This window comes from Mycobacteroides sp. LB1, from assembly GCF_013449725.1.
GTDB lineage: Bacteria > Actinomycetota > Actinomycetes > Mycobacteriales > Mycobacteriaceae > Mycobacterium.
The window spans coordinates 449,781-465,581 of record NZ_JACCFF010000002.1; the positions used below are offsets into that span (position 1 = coordinate 449,781).

18 protein-coding genes are annotated in these 15,801 nt (G+C 62.8%); 6 read left to right on the forward strand and 12 right to left on the reverse strand.

All coding sequences use genetic code 11. From position 1 onward, the window contains the following. Positions 1-60 precede the first annotated feature (60 nt). Positions 61-1,677 carry a sulfite reductase flavoprotein subunit alpha gene (locus MLB1_RS12920; protein WP_180750198.1) on the forward strand — a complete coding sequence of 539 codons (1,617 nt, stop codon included), beginning with the start codon at positions 61-63 and terminating at the stop codon, positions 1,675-1,677. Between the two features lie 4 nt (positions 1,678-1,681). Here MLB1_RS12920 and MLB1_RS12925 read toward each other — a convergent pair whose 3' ends face one another. The 4 genes from MLB1_RS12925 to MLB1_RS12940 form a co-directional block, all read right to left on the reverse strand. Then, entirely contained in the window at positions 1,682-2,047 is a 366-nt protein-coding gene (locus MLB1_RS12925) for an RNA-binding S4 domain-containing protein (protein WP_180750381.1), read from the reverse strand. A gap of 40 nt (positions 2,048-2,087) precedes the next feature. Continuing rightward, positions 2,088-2,915, reverse strand: a complete 828-nt coding sequence (locus tag MLB1_RS12930; RefSeq protein ID WP_180750199.1) for an aminoglycoside 6-adenylyltransferase — start codon at positions 2,913-2,915, stop codon at positions 2,088-2,090. A gap of 85 nt (positions 2,916-3,000) precedes the next feature. Beyond that, on the reverse strand, positions 3,001-3,276 hold the full coding sequence (locus tag MLB1_RS12935; protein ID WP_180750200.1) for a hypothetical protein: 276 nt from the start codon (positions 3,274-3,276) through the stop codon (positions 3,001-3,003). A 207-nt stretch (positions 3,277-3,483) separates the two neighbouring features. Beyond that, positions 3,484-4,110, reverse strand: coding sequence for a TetR/AcrR family transcriptional regulator (locus MLB1_RS12940; RefSeq protein WP_180750201.1), 627 nt, complete (start codon positions 4,108-4,110; stop codon positions 3,484-3,486). 125 nt (positions 4,111-4,235) lie between these two features. Here MLB1_RS12940 and MLB1_RS12945 point away from each other — a divergent pair, with 125 nt between their 5' ends. Then, entirely contained in the window at positions 4,236-5,465 is a 1,230-nt protein-coding gene (locus tag MLB1_RS12945) for an acyl-CoA dehydrogenase family protein (protein WP_180750202.1), read from the forward strand. 21 nt (positions 5,466-5,486) lie between these two features. Continuing rightward, on the forward strand, positions 5,487-6,635 hold the full coding sequence (locus tag MLB1_RS12950; RefSeq protein ID WP_180750203.1) for an acyl-CoA dehydrogenase family protein: 1,149 nt from the start codon (positions 5,487-5,489) through the stop codon (positions 6,633-6,635). Here MLB1_RS12950 and MLB1_RS12955 read toward each other — a convergent pair. Both MLB1_RS12955 and MLB1_RS12960 read right to left on the reverse strand, forming a co-directional pair. Further along, on the reverse strand, positions 6,632-7,249 hold the full coding sequence (locus tag MLB1_RS12955) for a DUF1345 domain-containing protein (RefSeq protein WP_180750382.1): 618 nt from the start codon (positions 7,247-7,249) through the stop codon (positions 6,632-6,634). The genes MLB1_RS12950 and MLB1_RS12955 overlap by 4 nt on opposite strands. A gap of 94 nt (positions 7,250-7,343) precedes the next feature. Beyond that, entirely contained in the window at positions 7,344-8,753 is a 1,410-nt protein-coding gene (locus tag MLB1_RS12960) for an Hsp70 family protein (protein WP_180750204.1), read from the reverse strand. 161 nt (positions 8,754-8,914) lie between these two features. Here MLB1_RS12960 and MLB1_RS12965 point away from each other — a divergent pair, with 161 nt between their 5' ends. The 3 genes from MLB1_RS12965 to MLB1_RS12975 are packed head-to-tail and all read left to right on the forward strand — an operon-like array spanning position 8,915 to position 10,253. Further along, a complete protein-coding gene (locus MLB1_RS12965) occupies positions 8,915-9,448 on the forward strand; it encodes a hypothetical protein (protein WP_180750205.1) in 534 nt (177 codons plus the stop codon). Between the two features lie 35 nt (positions 9,449-9,483). Then, positions 9,484-9,711 carry a YdeI/OmpD-associated family protein gene (locus tag MLB1_RS12970; RefSeq protein WP_219603087.1) on the forward strand — a complete coding sequence of 76 codons (228 nt, stop codon included), beginning with the start codon at positions 9,484-9,486 and terminating at the stop codon, positions 9,709-9,711. 26 nt (positions 9,712-9,737) lie between these two features. Next, positions 9,738-10,253 carry a flavin reductase family protein gene (locus MLB1_RS12975; RefSeq protein ID WP_255485840.1) on the forward strand — a complete coding sequence of 172 codons (516 nt, stop codon included), beginning with the start codon at positions 9,738-9,740 and terminating at the stop codon, positions 10,251-10,253. Between the two features lie 14 nt (positions 10,254-10,267). Here MLB1_RS12975 and MLB1_RS12980 read toward each other — a convergent pair whose 3' ends face one another. From MLB1_RS12980 to MLB1_RS13005, 6 genes are all read right to left on the reverse strand, one after another. Further along, positions 10,268-11,107, reverse strand: a complete 840-nt coding sequence (locus MLB1_RS12980) for an LLM class F420-dependent oxidoreductase (RefSeq protein WP_180750207.1) — start codon at positions 11,105-11,107, stop codon at positions 10,268-10,270. 38 nt (positions 11,108-11,145) lie between these two features. Further along, the gene (locus MLB1_RS12985; RefSeq protein WP_180750208.1) at positions 11,146-12,009 is read right to left on the reverse strand and encodes an aldo/keto reductase; all 864 of its coding nucleotides are present in this window, start codon (positions 12,007-12,009) and stop codon (positions 11,146-11,148) included. A gap of 93 nt (positions 12,010-12,102) precedes the next feature. Next, a complete protein-coding gene (locus tag MLB1_RS12990) occupies positions 12,103-12,915 on the reverse strand; it encodes a helix-turn-helix transcriptional regulator (protein WP_180750209.1) in 813 nt (270 codons plus the stop codon). Positions 12,916-13,006: 91 nt separating this feature from the next. After that, a complete protein-coding gene (locus MLB1_RS12995; protein WP_180750210.1) occupies positions 13,007-13,756 on the reverse strand; it encodes a glucose 1-dehydrogenase in 750 nt (249 codons plus the stop codon). Between the two features lie 165 nt (positions 13,757-13,921). Next, a complete protein-coding gene (locus MLB1_RS13000; protein WP_180750211.1) occupies positions 13,922-14,527 on the reverse strand; it encodes a class I SAM-dependent methyltransferase in 606 nt (201 codons plus the stop codon). 34 nt (positions 14,528-14,561) lie between these two features. Then, positions 14,562-15,614, reverse strand: coding sequence for an acyltransferase (locus MLB1_RS13005; protein ID WP_180750212.1), 1,053 nt, complete (start codon positions 15,612-15,614; stop codon positions 14,562-14,564). Between the last annotated feature and the right edge of the window lie 187 nt (positions 15,615-15,801).

The following is a 15,801-nucleotide window of genomic DNA, read 5'->3' on the forward strand; positions in this document are numbered from 1 at the left end:
CCAAGTAAGGTTGCCCTTACCCAGCGCTGGGACCAGCCCGCGCGTGAGCGAGGGAGTGCAGTGGGCGCCCAGCCGGATTTCTCGATGATTGTCGGCTACGGCACCGATATGGGTAATGCCGAGGACGCCGCCATGTCGTTCTCGGAGGCACTGGACGAGGCCACCGGCATCAAGTCCGAGGCGATCGAACTCAATCAAGTCGATATCGCGGACCTGCAATCGGCCACCCATTTCGTTGTGGTGGTGTCGACATTCGGCGACGGTGAGTTTCCCGATAATGCGCTGCTGTTCTGGGAGGCGCTCAGCGCCGAAGCCGCCGATCGGCTTGAGCATCTGAATTTCGCGGTGCTCGCCCTGGGCGATAGCAGCTACGAGTTCTTCTGCAATGCGGGCCTGCTGCTCGATGAGCGCCTTGCGGTCCTGGGTGCCACCCGGCTGGCGGAACGTATCGACATCGACGGCCCCTACCTACAGCAGTCGAAGGACTGGACAACCGACCTGGTCAAGCTCCTGGCAGCCGAACACGCCAGCCCCGCGACGGCGACCGTCGTGACCGAGGTGCCCGCCCCACCCAAACGCGACCGCAACGAACCCGCGCAGGCCCGGCTTCTCGTCAATCGACTGCTCACCGCTGCCGATTCCGATAAGGAAGTCCGCCATTACGAGGTGGATCTCACGGGGTCCGGAATCGCCTATGAGGCAGGCGATTCGATTGCCGTACACGCGGCGAACGATCCCGTCCTCGTCGAGGCGATACTCGCCGAGCTCGGCGTCGCGGCCGATCACCGGGTAGCCGGTCACGATGAGCCGTTCGGTGAACTGCTGTCCGAGCACCTGGAGATCCGTACCCCCTCGCGAACACTTCGGGCGCTCGTGGCCACTCGAACAGAGAACGCGGAGGCGGTCGACGCACTCGGCGGGGATGTCATTCCCGCGCCGGGTTCGTGGCTGTACGGCAAGGACGTCCTCGACCTCATCAGGTTGGGGGAGTTGACCGTCGACGAACTGGTCGACAACCTGCGTCCGCTGCAATTCCGGGATTACTCCATCGCGTCGAGCCCGGCGGTCCACCCCGACACCGTGCACCTGACCGTGGCGACGATCCGATACACCGATGCCGATCGCACGTATGGCGGTGTGGCATCGACATTCCTGGCCGATCGCGGGCAGTCGATGCGGGTGCATCTGCGGCCCAACCACACGTTCCGGCTGCCCGCCGCCGACGTACCGATCATCATGATCGGCCCGGGGACAGGTATCGCACCATTCCGCGGCTTTCTGCAGGAGCGCCAGGCGGCGGCCGCAACGGGGCGTTCGTGGCTGTTCTTCGGTGACCGGCGCCGTGCGACCAGTTTCCTCTACGGCGAGGAGCTTCAAGGCTTCGTCGACTCGGGCACCTTGACGCGACTCGACCTCGCGTTCTCCCGCGACGGGGCCGAAGGTGAACCCAAACGGTATGTCCAGCACCGCATGGCGGAGAACGCGGCAGAGCTGTACGACTGGCTGCAGGCCGGCGCATACGTGTATGTCTGCGGCGACGCCGACCACATGGCCAAGGATGTGGACGCGACACTGCACGATATCGTCGCCCGTTGCGGCGACATGGATGCCGCGGGTGCACACGCGTACGTCAACGAGCTCATCAAGAGCCATCGATACGTGCGCGACGTCTACTAACGGCTCATTCCCGGCCCGCACGCCATTTGTCCAGCATTCGCCGGTCCCGTTTAGTCGGCCGCCCGGCGCCGCGATCACGCAACGCCACCAGAACCGGAGGAACCTCAGGCCGAGCAGGTGTTAGGTCGAGGTAGCAGGTGACGGCATCGGCGGCACCAACCCGTTTCTGGATCACCCGCACCACCTTCACGATTCGTGTCAGGTCACCCACCTGAGCGCGGACCTCGTCACCCGGGGACACCGTCGTCGACGGCTTCGCCGGTCGATCGTTGATCCGCACGTGCCCGCCTCGGCATGCCGCAGCGGCGTCCGGCCGTGTCTTCGTCAGCCGGACCGCCCACAGCCACCGATCGACGCGGTACGACTCCATGGCATCCATCATGAAGCACCGTCCTCGGCGGGTGCTGGTATTAGGGAAGCGCGACAACCTCCTCGACGCGCAGCGACAAGATCTGCTCGATCTCGTGCTGTAGCCGTTCGTGCTGGAATGGTTCGAAGCCGAGGGCTGCTCCAGCACGCGCTGACAGACGCGCGAACAGATCCACCGTTCGACGCAGGGCCGCGGTGGTATCGCCGGCGTCGAAATGGCCCCAGCAGCCGTTGATTTCGTCGCGGACATCGGCGTCCATCCAGCTGTTCATGCGGATGCCCAGGTATCGAGTGTCGTATGCAGTGCCATACCGAACGCGATGGTCCCACTCGATGATCCGCAGCAGCTCTTCCTTCAGGTCTTGGTCACGCAGCTTCGCCGACCAGAGTTCATTGCGCACTATCGCTTTCGCGCACATCAGGGCCGCGGCGTAGCCCCAATGCACGCACTCCTCGAACTCTTCTTCCGCGGGCGGTCCACTCTCGCCCGCACTCACCGAGGCCGGATCGGGTGCGCAGCCGTCCTTGTCGAGCAGCACCTGAAACGGTCGGTCGTGCTCCGCCGCTGCGAGGTCTTCGAAGGGAATCAGGGTGAAGTCGAGCTTTCCGCCTGCGTAATAGATCAGTCGGGTGGGGTACCCGAGGTCTTCATCCTCGAGTCTCTCGACGACCAGGACCTCACCCAACGATGACCACCACGAATCGTCCTCGACCAGCTCATCGGGGTCCGACGCGTAGAGCTCGATATCCCGATCTGACAGGGGATGGGCATCCCCAGTAGCCGCGGACCCCGTGACAAGGACCGCCCGGACGGTATCCGTCTCAGTCGCCCACGCGACCAACTTCTCAAGCACCTCACCGTAATTCACACCCATATCCTTGGCTGCCCACCTCGGTGTTCTCAAGGGCTTTTCCGCGTGTCGAGCAGGTGTTCCCAGCGCGTCGCGTCGCTCGCTAGCCGGCGTTGTTCTTGTTCGTGCCATCTGGCACGAACGGATTGACACCGGGGGGTGTCAACGGATTGGCGCCCTCATAGGTCGGCTGATGCGCACCTTGCTGGTACTCGACATCACCCGGCGCAAGACACGGGTCGAACTCGGTGGAGCCGACGCTCGGCTGGTTCGCGTAACAAACGGGCGGCGGCTCCGGCGCCGCCATCGCGAGCGGCGACCCGATCAGCGTGCCTACGCCGAGGACCATTGCCGAACCCACTGCCGTCAACACTCTCATGTCCGCACCTCTCCAAACTTTCAACTAACAGCTAATCGATCCGATGGCGATTCACGTCCGATCAGATTCATGTCCATCTATGCATATATTAATTTCAGGAGGTATGTCTACATCGTTCTCAAGAAAATCAGGAAGCTCTCACGGAGATCTCAGCTAATGCTCAGTATACCGGCGCGGGGTATGGGTACAAGACCCGACGGTTGACCCTCAGAGCTGCGTGGAGCGCTCGGGTCCGTGGGCCAGCAGCATGTCGACCAACTGGTCGATGAGGGTCTCCTCGGTGCCCGCGACGTCCTGATTCAGCCACGCCGCGACGGCCTGCCCAACGCCACCCACGACGAAATGAGCCAGCACCGGAAGGCTGCCGTCATCGTCACGACGAAACCAGTCGCGCAAATGCTGGGCGAACAGTGACACAAACATCGCAGTGGCTTCGAACCGCTTGCGAACCAGAACCGGATTGACCTGATGTGGGCTGTAGAGCAATTGCCCGATGCGGCGGTCCGCATTGATGACACGCACCACGCTGCTGATACCCGCTCTAACCTGCTGGCGGGGCAGCGCCGCAGCCACCTCGGATTCGATGGTGGACGTGAGTCCTTCAACGGCCCAATCGAAGATCGCGACGGCGAATTCGTCTTTGTCGGCGAAGCTTTCGTAGAAATAGCGTTGCGCCAGACCAGAGCGCTGACAGACGGTGCGCAAGGTGAGATCGCCGGGTCCGTCCGGGGCGCCGAGGATGTCCAGCCCCACCTCCAGCAGCTGCCGCCGACGCCGAGCCAGGCGTTCGTCTGCGGGAAGGCCACTATACGAGCGGCCGGCTGAGGATGACACCCGACCAGTCTTGCAGGAGCCGGTATTGCCCGGGAACGGAACGCGCATTAATCTGAATGCGCTTGCATCCAGATTAATGCGATTCATCGCTTTTCCCACCGCAGACTCGACACAACGGAGTGCACATGGACCTGGCCTTCTCGGCAGAGGAAGAACAATTCCGCACGGAGGTCCGGGGGTTCCTGGAGGAGAACCTCACCGAGGATCTACAGGCGGCGGGGCGTCTACAAACGAGCGTGTACAGCGACCACGAGGCGAGCATGCAGTGGCAGGCGATCCTGCATGAAAAGGGGTGGGCCGCACCGTCCTGGCCGGTGAAGCACGGGGGCCTACCCTGGAGCGTCGCACAGCACTACATCTTCGCGGTCGAATCAACCCTTGCCGGCGCACCTGCCTTGTCGCCCATGGGTATTCGGATGGTCGCACACGCCATCGTCAAATTCGGCACGCAGGAGCAGAAGAAGTTCTTCCTGCCTCGCATACTCACCGGCGAGGTGTTCTTCTGCCAGGGATACAGCGAACCCGAGTCCGGCTCGGACCTGGCGTCACTGCAGATGTCGGCGGTCGCCGATGGCGATGATGTGATCCTCAATGGCTCCAAGATCTGGACCACCCATGCGCGCGAGGCGAATTGGATGTTCGCGCTTGTTCGCACCACCAGGGGGGTGAAGAAGCAGCTCGGTATCACCTTCATCCTCATCGACTTCACCTCGCCGGGAATCGAGGTGCAGCCGTTGGTGATGAGCTCGGGGGAGGAGGTCCAGAATGTCGTGTTCTTCGACAATGTGCGCGTCCCCAAGTCCAATGTCCTCGGTGAGATCGACGACGGCTGGACCGTCGCCAAGTACCTGCTCGAGTTCGAGCGCGGCGGTGGGGCAGCGGCTCCGATGCTTCAGGTGGGCCTCGATCAGCTGAGCGCTGCCGCACGGGCGATGCCCAGCGAAAGTGGAACACTGGCAGATGATCCCGTGTTCGCCGCCAAACTCTCCGATCTGTCCATCCGAGTCGACGTGTTGGAAGTTCTCGAGCACCGAGTGCTTGCGGTGGTGGCCGGTGGCGGCAATCCCGGCACCGCGTCCTCGATGCTCAAGATTCTCGGCACCGAGCTTTCACAGGAGCTCACCACGCTCACATTGGAGGCCGCGGGTCCGCGCGGTCGCGTGTATCAGCCTCATGTCACGAAGCCGGGCGGTCCGGTTGTCGAATACACCCCGCCGGCCGACGGCTACCACAGCGGTGAGCTATGGCAGGCAGTGGCGCCGCTGCATTATTTCAACGACCGCGCCGGATCAATCTACGCGGGTTCCAACGAGATTCAACGCAACATCCTCGCCAAGGCCCAACTCGGCCTCTGATAGACAAGAGCGAATATCACCATGGATTTCAGCCTCACCGACGAACAACAACTCCTCAAGAACTCCGTATCGGATTTCCTGTCCAATCGGTATGCCTTGGATACCAGCCGACGCGCGGCGCGCTCGGATGTCGGCTGGCAGCCGCTGGTGTGGAAGTCCTTCGCCGAGGAGCTCGGCATACTCGCCGCCCCGTTACCTGAGGACCGCGGAGGTCTGGGTGGCGGCGCGGAAGAAGTTCTTGTCATCGCCGAGGTACTCGGACACCACCTCGTCGTGGAGCCCTTCATCGGCACGGTGGTGCTCGGCGGCGGACTGCTCCGCCGATCGACCTGCGACCTGGCCGAGGAGCTCATCGGTGGTATCGCGGCTGGCGATGTGGTGACCGGATTCGCCGCTCTGGAGCCCACTTCCGGGCAGTCGTTCCACTCGGTACAGACGACCGCTCGCCGCGACGGGCAGGACTGGATACTCGATGGGGAGAAGATCGTGGTGACCGATGCGCCGATCGCCACGCATCTGCTCGTCACCGCACGGACCTCCGGTGACGCCACAGACACGGCGGGCCTGACGTTGTTCGCGGTGCCATTCGATCCCGCCAATCCGCCCCAAGGAATCGCCGCACATCACTACCGGACGATCGACGATCACCACGCCAGCGACCTCGTGATAACCAATCTGCGCGTGCCGGATTCGGCACGCATCTCAGAGGTGGACGCCGCGTGGCCGCTGATCGATGCCGCGCTTGACGAAGCTACGGCCGCCACCGTGGCCGAAGCGGTCGGCATGCTGCGCAAGGTGCTCGCCGACACGGTCGAATACTCCAAGCAACGTCAGCAGTTCGGCGTGGCGATCTCCAATTTCCAGGCGTTGCAACACCGCATGGTGAACATGCATATCGAGGTCGAGCAGGCGGTCGCGGCCTCCTATCTCGCCTCACTCAACCTCGACGGTCCGCGCCGCACCCGTGCGGTGTCGGCCGCTAAGGCGACGATCTCGCGGGCGGCGCGCGTGGTGGGGCAGGAGGCCGTCCAGTTGCACGGCGGCATGGGCATGACCGAGGAGCTGGCAATCGGGCATTACTTCAAGCGTCTCACCGCAATTGAGTCAGAATTCGGCAACCGCGACTTCCACACCGCGCGGTATCGGCGGGCACGAAGCACCCAGGACTAGCCGACGAGATTGATGACCAGGTTGATCGTGCACGCGATGATCAGGGTCCCGTAGATGTAGCTAAAGAGACAGTGCTTCAGCACAACATCGCGGATATGCGACTCGGTCACCGCGGTATCCGACACCTGGTAAGTCATACCGAGGTTGAACGAGAAGTAGTAGAAATCGACATAGCGCGGCGGGACTTCGGAATTGAAGTCGATGCCACCGGGGTGGCCCTGGTAGTAGATCCGTGCGTACCGAGCGGCGTAGATCGTATGCAGCATCGCCCACACGGTCAGAATGGACCCGATACACAGCCCCGCGTAGGCACCCTTGTCCTCGTCATTGGCAGAGATCAGAAGAATCCCAATGGCGGAGAGGCTGGCAACCAAGATCAGCAGCAGCGCGAGATCGCCCAGCTCGTCCTCCATGTCCTCGCTGCTCGCACGGGCACGTGTCTGTTCGGGATCCATGGGCCACAAGACAATCAGTGACCACATGACGTTGACGACGGCGGTCATGATGACGACCGCTAGGAGAGCAACCTGCCAGCGCTGCAACAGAGTCCACGTCAGGGCACCGGTAGTCACCCCAACCAACACTGCGATCCAGAATCGTTTGGCGCCGGTCATGCGTCCAGTACACACGATCAGCGCGGTAGCGCAATTGGATCTGCCCATGGCAGCCGTCATCCGTCCGGGCGAGGCGGAAGTGGCCGCGAGGCTGCTAGGGGTGCGGCGAACTCGGTGCTGTCGTCGTGGTCGACGGCCGCATACTCGGTGATGGAGCGTCGTCGCGGTCCTGCCATGCGATGAACAGGGCCGTGAACACCGCCGCCGAAAACACCGTCGCGACAAGAAACCACAGGGCGGGTCGTTGGAACCAGCGCATTCGGTCGGTATCGCGATAGTCGGCCGGTGCGGGGTTGAACGTCACCTCTGGCCGCGCGGCGGTAGCGGGTGTCGAGTAGTCCTGGAATTCCTCCAGTTCCGGGGAAGTGTCGGCTTCCGACCATGCCAGCCCGGATTCGACGGTGTCCATGGGCGCGGATGCTGGACTCTTCGTGGTGTCCTCACCGGTGGGCACCGGCCGCATCATGGTTGCTTCGGGAGACGGTGTTTCATCGGGTCGACCGGCCAGGATGGCCGCGCCGAACGCCGCGGCGAGCTGGGGCCGCGGTGCGGCGATGATTGGGCATCGCAAGCGCTCGGAAAGCTGTTGGGTGATAAGGGGGATGCCGGAACCGCCGCCGATGGTGAGGACGGCGCTGACTCCGGCGGGAGGAATGTTGTTATGTTCCAGGGTCTCCTGGACCCTGGAAATCAATGCGGCAAGTGGCTCGCGGATGCGGTCTTCCAACTCGCTGCGGGTGAGCCGCACATCGGCGGTGGCTCCCGGCAGTTCCACCGGGACAACCGTGGCGATGTCGGTCGAAAGATGTTCCTTGGCCGCGCGGCAGCGATCACGTAACCGGGTCAGTGCCCCGAGGGACGCGGTTCCGTCCGGATCCTGGTTGAGATCGGCAAGAACCTGCGCCAAAAGCTCCTGATCGATCCGCTGCCCCGAGAAGTCCCGATGGCGGACGGTATCGCCGATCCGGTCGAAGTTGCTCGCGGTGTCGGCCAGCGTGATGCTCGTGCCGGTTCCGCCGAAGTCGCAGACCACGATAACGCCGCGATCGGGGATACGGTCGCCCATACTCACCAGGGCGGCATGTGCGTCCGACACCAACTTCATCGGCTTTCCGCCCGGCGCAAGGGCGGGCACCCTGTCTATCGCTGCACGTAACGCGGCAAGAGAGTGCGCGCCCCAGTGTGCGGGAACGGCGGCCGCGAGCACAGGCGGAGTGTCGAAGTCCGCGACCACGGCCGCGTCGGCGATCATGACCCGGACGGCCTCGGCCGCGGCCCAATCGGCGCTGTGCACGGATCCGTCGGCTCCGACGATGCCCACCGGGTCTCCGACTCGGTCGACGAATCCGGTGAGTGCCAAACCCGGTTCGGTTGGAATGCCGACTTCCGAGAGCCGGTCCTCGTGGAGCGTGAGTATCGAGCTTCGCACGACGGGAACACCGTCGGAGTTGCCATCGGTGGCAACCAGCTGTGTAGCCCCGATCGACATTCCGAGTGAGTTCATTCCCTACCTGTTCGCCTGTTCCTTTTGTGATTCTAGGTGGGCGATCCTAGGCGAGAGGTCTAGAGGGCGTGGGCATCGACGATCACGGCGGCGAACGCCCCATCGCCGCGCTGCACGGCCACTGACCAGCGGCTGCAGATCGTCTATGCGACGATGGCTGGATGGACGCAGCCAAGCTGTTCGTCGCTGGCGTGATCGTCGCTGGCGCCGCGTTGTCTCTGTCGCCCCCCGCCGGAGCTGATCCCGTGGCGCCGGGGCCTCCGCCGGGGCCGTCGACTCCGGACGCGGCAGCCGCGGCTACCGAACCTGTCGGTCCACCGCCCCCACCTCCCGGTCAGCCATCGGTGCCCGAGGTCGCGAACCCGGTTTACGGGTCTGGGTCCGGGTCCGGCCCACTGGGGACGATCCGCGATCTGTGGCATCAAGCCCGCGACGGCAACGTCGACGGAGCGGTGGGACCCGAGGAAGGGGCCGTGGCACCGCCACCGGCCGGCGCCGGTCCCGCACCGAAGCTACCCCCCGGCTACATCTCCTTAACCGACCCGGGTTCGTCGACCCCCAGAGCTCCGCGGGACCCGTATGCCGGACCGGCGCCCTCGGGACCGCCGCTACCGCCGGGGTATACCCCGTTGACGGGACCTCCGCCGCCCGGCTACGAGCCGACCGCTCCGGCTCCGGGCAGCCCTGCCCCGTGAGTGCTCCGAAGGTCGCGGGCGGAGTAGTGCATACGCTGCCCGCCGATCTGCGCACGGCACTAATCGGGAATCCCACGGCTCTGGCCCTGTGGCAGGACATCACACCGCTGGGGCGCAACGAGTTCATCTGCTGGGTCGAGGATGCCAAGCAAGACGTCACCAGGGAGCGACGCATTCGCCGAACCCAGGAGGAACTCGAGGAAGGCAAGCGCCGACCATGCTGCTGGCCCGGCTGTAAACACCGCGAGCGCACCGGCAAGTAACCGCGGGTAAGGGAGCGTGCAGAAGGATGCCTGGCGAGGATTCACCAAGACTCGACGCCGGTACGGCATTCAAGAGCCTTATGGGCCAACTGCACCACCCGATGTACGTGGTGACCGTGCAAGGATCCGACGGCCCGTCGGGTTGTCTGGTTGGTTTCGCCAGTCAGGTCAGTATTGATCCGCCGTTGTTCCTCGTGGGGCTCTCCGAACAGAACCACACCTTGCGCGTGTCACATGGGTCGAACCACCTAGGCGTGCACGTGATCCCGCGGGACGCAGATGAGCTGGTGCACCTTTTTGGGGAGGAGACCGGCGACAGGGTCGACAAGTTCGCATTGTGTACCTGGCGTACCGGTCCGCATGGTGTGCCGATTCTGCGAGACGCCTCGGCCTGGTTCGTGGGCGAGATCCTGGCGCGCATCGAGCTTGGCGATCACATTGGTCACGTGTTATCACCGGTCGCCATCGGCCGGCCGCCAGCAGTGACCGGATACGTGACATCCCGCGACGTCAAAGGTTTCACTCCGGGCCACGAAGCATGAGGGTCAGATGTGCCCTACTGCGTTACGAGGATGGCGAGATCGTCCAGACGCCCAAGTACAGCCTCGGATGACGTAGCGGGAAGTAGTCCGCACAGAACCCGGTACACACCCAGTTCTCGCATCTGCTCGAGGTCTCCCGGTTGCGGGTCCAGAAGGGTGACCGTGACGGGCACTGGAGGAAGCTCGCGAGCATCGGTGAGCTGCCTCAGCTCTGCCACACCACGCTCGATCTCATTGACGCTCAACCCGGTCGGCGCTAGCCAGCCGTCGGCCTGGGCGAGGATCCGCTCGTGCGTCGACGGCCCCCAGCCTCCTAGCCATAGCGGTGGGCGTGGGCGCTGGAGTGGTTTGGGCCAGGACTGAATGGGATCGAAGTTCACGTACTTTCCATGGAACTCGGCGTGCTCCTCGGTCCAGATGGTGGTGACCGCGTCGATTCTCTCTGTTTGCAGCGAGACTCGCGTCTTGGGATTCGTGCCATGGTTCTGCATTTCTTCCCGGAGCCAGCCAGATCCGATGCCCAGTTCGAGGCGCCCGCCGGAGAGTCGGTCCAGGCTCGCGGTCTCTTTGGCGAAGGTGATGGGATCTCGTTGCACGAGCAGAGTTACCGCGGTACCGAGCCTGAGTGTTGTGGTGGCTGCGGCCGCGAATGCCAACGAGACGAACGGATCATAGGTTCTGCCGTATGCGCGGGGTATCTGGTCCCATCCCGGGTGGATTGCCTCAATGGCGACCGGTATGTGGGTGTGCTCGGGAACGAACAGGGATTCGAATCCGCGGGCCTCTATTTCGCCGGCCAGCTCGCTAGGACCAGGAGTTTCGTCGGTGATGGGGGAGAATATTCCAACGTGCATAAAGGCTTTCCTTTCGCCATCGCCCGCTACATCGATACCTAGTCGCTGATCGAAAGTTCGCTGATTTCGTGTGCAGCGAGGTCAATCCGGGCCGCTCGGAGGTTGTCAAGCAGATGTGGGATGGATGAGGTCCCGGGGATGGGCACGAGCACTGGCGAGCGCTTGAGCAGCCAGGCCAGCGCTACCTGTTTGGGTGTGCTGCCGTGGTCATTGGCTATGCGGTCCAGGATCGCCCCGCCATCGGGTAAGCCGTCGGTCGCCAGCGGAAAGTAGGGGATAAACGCTATGCCGTGGGCCTGCGCATACTCGAGAAGATCGTGCGCACTCTGATCTGCCAGATTGAACAGATTCTGTACCGAGGCGATCGGTGCGATCTTCTGCGCAGACTGCAGCTCGCGTATGGACACTTCGGAAAGTCCGATGTGCCGAATCTTTCCTTCTTGCCGGAGGTCGGCGAGAACACCGATTTGGTCCACGAGTGGCACTGTGGGATCAATGCGGTGCAGCTGCAGCAGGTCAATGCGCTCCAGCCGCAGACGGCGCAGGCACATCTCCACCTGCTGGCGTAGATATTCTGGCCTGCCCACGGGAATCCAGTCACCGTGACTCGGGCCTGTTCGAACCAGTCCGACTTTCGTTGCGATCACTAGGTTTTCCGGATAAGGGTAGAGCGCTTCACAGATAAGCTCTTCGACAGTGCACGGCCCGTAGGCATCCGCGGTGTCCAAGAAGTTGACGCCTTCATCGACCACGCGTCGCAACACGCCGCGGGCGGCGTCGAGGTCGCTCGGTGGCCCCCACACTCCGGGGCCTGTCAGCTGCATTGTCCCGTAACCGATTCGGTTCACAGTGAGGTCACCACCGAGATCGAACGTGGTGGCCGTGGGCACATCGATAGTCATGTCTTCGCTCCTTCTGTAGGCAGGGTTTAGCAAAGAAGGCCACCCGACGGGATGCCTTCTTGGACAGGACGATCCATAAACCGCCTGGTTAAGTCATTCGAATGTATTCAGTAGTGCCAGGGCATCTGCGCTGGCACTACCGGGGTCGGCCCGATAGATCAGGAGCTGTTGCCCGGGTGCCTCGTTCACAGAAAAGCCCTCAAAACTCAGGTCGATCTCGCCAACGACACTGTGGCGGAAGCGTTTAGTTCCACCCAGGCGTGGCCTGATGTCGTGTTGGGCCCAGAAGAGCGCGAAGTCAGCGCTTTCGATACTCAAACGGCCAACTACCGCGAGCATCCGGGGATCGTTGTGGAAGGGCATCGACAACGCCCGCACATTTCGCACCGAATCGCGCGCCACGGTTTCCCAGTCGACGTAGAAATAACGTGCCACCTCGTCGAGAAAGACCATCTCCAGCAGATTCGAGGTGCACGCGAAGTCGCTGTAGAGGGCTCTGGCCTGAGAGTTCATGGACAACACATCCAGAGCCGGGCCGAGAACCATCGCGGGGGCCGCGATGACATCGTTCAATATCGCGACGACACCGGGATGCGCCACAGCCGGCGCCACAGCCGGCACGGATTCCGGTGCTGGCTGGACCAAGCGGAAGAGGTGTTGAGAGGCGTGCACATCGAGATGCAGAGCCCGCGATAACGCATCCAGCACCTGTTCCGAAGGGCGGCGCTCGCGCCCTTGCTCAAGTCGTGTGTAGTAATCGGAACTGACCCCGGCAAGCATCGCCACCTCCTCGCGTCGCAGCCCATCCACGCGCCGCGGCTCGTCATCGGGCAAGCCTGCTTGCTGGGGAGAAATCAACGAGCGCCGCGCCCTAAGGAACTCGCCAAGCTCATTACGCCGAACCATGAATTCGACGCTAGTGCTCTTTGTCGAAACACGCCTGGGTGCAACACACCCACCCAGAACACGCAGGGGCGAACGGGACTGCGCTAGGCATTTAGTGCAGTCCGCCACCGACCACCAGAATCTCGCCGGTGATCCATGAGGCCGCGTCAGAGGCTAGGAACGCCACCGCGGGCGCGATGTCGCCGGGAGTTCCGATCCGGCCCAGGGGAGTGATCTTCTCGATCTCGGATTGGAACGCCTGGCTCGAGAATCCGCTCGCGCGCATACCCTCGGTAACGGTCAGTCCCGGGTTCACCGAGTTGACCCGAATCCTGCGTGGACCCAGTTCGTTGGCCAGTGTCCGAGTTATCGCATCGACTGCGCCTTTGGATGCCGTGTAGATCGTCGAACCTGCTGGCGTGAAGCTAGTCACGCTAGAACCAATGTTCACAATCGCTCCACCGCTTTTCATTACGGTGCCGAGAGCCCCCTTGATCGTCAACGCCAGGCCAAAGACATTGAGGGTGAACTGCCGATGGAACTCCTCGAGTGAAACGTCACCGATGTCACCGATGTCGTAGATCCCAGCGTTGTTCACCAGGATGTCCAGACTCGACACCTGATTCGCGAGCTGACCGAACAGTGCTTCGACGCTAGCTGGGTTGGAAATGTCCGCCTGGATACTGAATGCCTGTCCGCCTCCGTCGTGAATCGCCTGAACTACGGCATCTGCGCTGCCGCTGTTCGAGGAGTAGTGCACTGCGACACGTGCGCCAGCTCCAGCGAGTTCGCGTGCTACCGCCGCGCCAATGCCTTTCGATGCCCCGGTGACAAGCGCTGTCTTGCCCTCTAGTGCGCCCATATTCAGTCCTTCCACGTCTGCCCCATGCCGGATGCAAGCCACACTTTGTCGTCGTAACCACCGACGGTATGGGCACCAACACGGATGAAACAGGGTGCTTCGCACCCACTCAGGAACGAATGTGCCTCGGGAGCATGGGATGCCCTCAGTGGGGAAGTGGCACGGCTACACCGAGCGAAGGATCGCGACCAGGAAGTCGGAGTCATCGGCGAATGGCCGCAGATCCCAGGTGGAGAGCAGCAGATCCGGTATGAATCCGGCCGCTGCGACGTCGTCGAGGAACTGGGCGAACTCGTAGTCGCGACCGGCGCCGAAGCCGATCACCGCCCGGCCGTCACCCTGAAGATGTGCGCGTAGTCGGCGCAGCACCTGAACACGGGTGCTTGGGGCAAGAAATGCCATGACGTTTCCGGCCGAGACAATGACGTCGAACGGCTCGGAGATACCGCGTGCGGGTAGGTCAAGTTCGGCGAGATCGCCGACCACCCAACGCGGTCCAGGGTGATCCTGCTCGGCCGCCTCGATGAGGACCGGGTCGACGTCCACACCGACCACCTGGTGACCGGCCGCAGCCAAGAAACCGCCCACGCGGCCGGAGCCACAACCGGCGTCGAGGATGCGGGCGGCACGGGGCACCAGCGCATCCACGAGGCGAGCCTCACCGGCCAGATCCTCACCGTCACGCGCCAGCGAGCGAAAACGCTCGATGTACCAATGCGAATGGTTGGGATCGGCCGCGACCTTTTGCATCCAGATGCTCTTCTCGACCATGCGTCCATTGTCGCAAGCGGGGCTCGCGGGCCGATCAGGCCGTCACGTCCGCGTTCACCGAAGAGTGCTTGACGGACCTCCGGACGATCCGAGCTTTCAGGGCCAGCGCCCGTTTCTCCACCACGAACCAACTCGCCGCGGCAACCGGCAAGGTAGCCGCCGTCGCAAGGACAACGAACACGAACGGATTCAAGCGAGCAAGCCCGAAGGTGGCCAGCAACTGCTGGACCGGGAATGCGTAGATGTACACGCCATACGAAAAGTCATTGCGCAGCCGTGCTTTACGGATGAGGGCGCCCGAAACGATGACGGCGTACGCCAGCGGTAGGGCGCCGATGACTCGATAGTTCTGCGTAAAGCCGGACGCCGCGACGATGGCGACGCTGAGCGCGACCAACGACCAGCGGGCCGGCACCTTGTCTTGGTACTGGCACAACAGCGCGCCCGCCAGGAACACCACAAAAAACCGCGCCAGCATCTGCGGCAAGCTGTACAACGGCGGCGTGTATGAGACGTAGGCCGACCAACTTATCGCCGCGACGAGCAAGGTCGGAATTACCCAGCGCCGCTTGAGTAAGCCGACAAAGCCGAGTACGGAGACCATCACATCGCAGAGCAGAACGAAGAAAAGGGTCCAGACAGATCCGTTCCACACCCCCGGATACGGCACATCCGTGGGGGTGCCGTCGATACCGGCGTAGGCCACATTGAGTAGAGCGTTGTTGACCACATAGCCGAGCTCTGAGGACCACGCGACCGTGGTGTGTTTGATTTTCGCGGCGATCGGGGCGATGACGAAGGCAATCACAAGCAGGCATACCCAAAGGCCCGGGAAGATTCGCAGCACGCGGGACGTCCAATATTCCTTCAGGTACGGGCGGCGTATCCACGCTGCCGTGATGAGAAACCCCGAGATCACGAAGAATCCGTCGGCGAAAATGTCGCCGAGTAATCGCTCCGCAGGCGCGTAGCCGATCTCGCGGCCGGTCAGGGGCCAGGAATGCCAGAAGATCACGCCTATCGCGAGAATGAGACGCCACAACGTCAGTACATTGTGGCGCCGATCGAATACCTGCCCCAGCTTCATAAACCCCTAGATGCCGATGCTTCGCTTTGCGAATGAACATACTGCATATTTCCGAAGGCATTACGGCTAGCCCAATCCAGAAATGCCGACGCTCTGAAGCCCGAGCCGGACTTGCGAACCCTGACATCTTTTCTGAGATAGCACGGGCGAATTGCATTGGAACACAAGGAGCTTTACGAGTTTACGT

Excerpts from the sequence above, each read along its gene's own strand:
- MLB1_RS12925 (WP_180750381.1), bottom strand. The coding sequence starts at position 2,047 with ATGGAGTCGTACCGCGTCGATCGGTGGCTGTGGGCGGTCCGGCTGACG.
- MLB1_RS12935 (WP_180750200.1), bottom strand. The coding sequence starts at position 3,276 with ATGAGAGTGTTGACGGCAGTGGGTTCGGCAATGGTCCTCGGCGTAGGC.
- MLB1_RS12945 (WP_180750202.1), top strand. The coding sequence starts at position 4,236 with ATGGACCTGGCCTTCTCGGCAGAGGAAGAACAATTCCGCACGGAGGTC.
- MLB1_RS12950 (WP_180750203.1), top strand. The coding sequence starts at position 5,487 with ATGGATTTCAGCCTCACCGACGAACAACAACTCCTCAAGAACTCCGTA.
- MLB1_RS12955 (WP_180750382.1), bottom strand. The coding sequence starts at position 7,249 with ATGACCGGCGCCAAACGATTCTGGATCGCAGTGTTGGTTGGGGTGACT.
- MLB1_RS12960 (WP_180750204.1), bottom strand. The coding sequence starts at position 8,753 with ATGAACTCACTCGGAATGTCGATCGGGGCTACACAGCTGGTTGCCACC.
- MLB1_RS12965 (WP_180750205.1), top strand. The coding sequence starts at position 8,915 with ATGGACGCAGCCAAGCTGTTCGTCGCTGGCGTGATCGTCGCTGGCGCC.
- MLB1_RS12975 (WP_255485840.1), top strand. The coding sequence starts at position 9,738 with ATGCCTGGCGAGGATTCACCAAGACTCGACGCCGGTACGGCATTCAAG.
- MLB1_RS12980 (WP_180750207.1), bottom strand. The coding sequence starts at position 11,107 with ATGCACGTTGGAATATTCTCCCCCATCACCGACGAAACTCCTGGTCCT.
- MLB1_RS12985 (WP_180750208.1), bottom strand. The coding sequence starts at position 12,009 with ATGACTATCGATGTGCCCACGGCCACCACGTTCGATCTCGGTGGTGAC.
- MLB1_RS12990 (WP_180750209.1), bottom strand. The coding sequence starts at position 12,915 with ATGGTTCGGCGTAATGAGCTTGGCGAGTTCCTTAGGGCGCGGCGCTCG.
- MLB1_RS12995 (WP_180750210.1), bottom strand. The coding sequence starts at position 13,756 with ATGGGCGCACTAGAGGGCAAGACAGCGCTTGTCACCGGGGCATCGAAA.
- MLB1_RS13000 (WP_180750211.1), bottom strand. The coding sequence starts at position 14,527 with ATGGTCGAGAAGAGCATCTGGATGCAAAAGGTCGCGGCCGATCCCAAC.
- MLB1_RS13005 (WP_180750212.1), bottom strand. The coding sequence starts at position 15,614 with ATGAAGCTGGGGCAGGTATTCGATCGGCGCCACAATGTACTGACGTTG.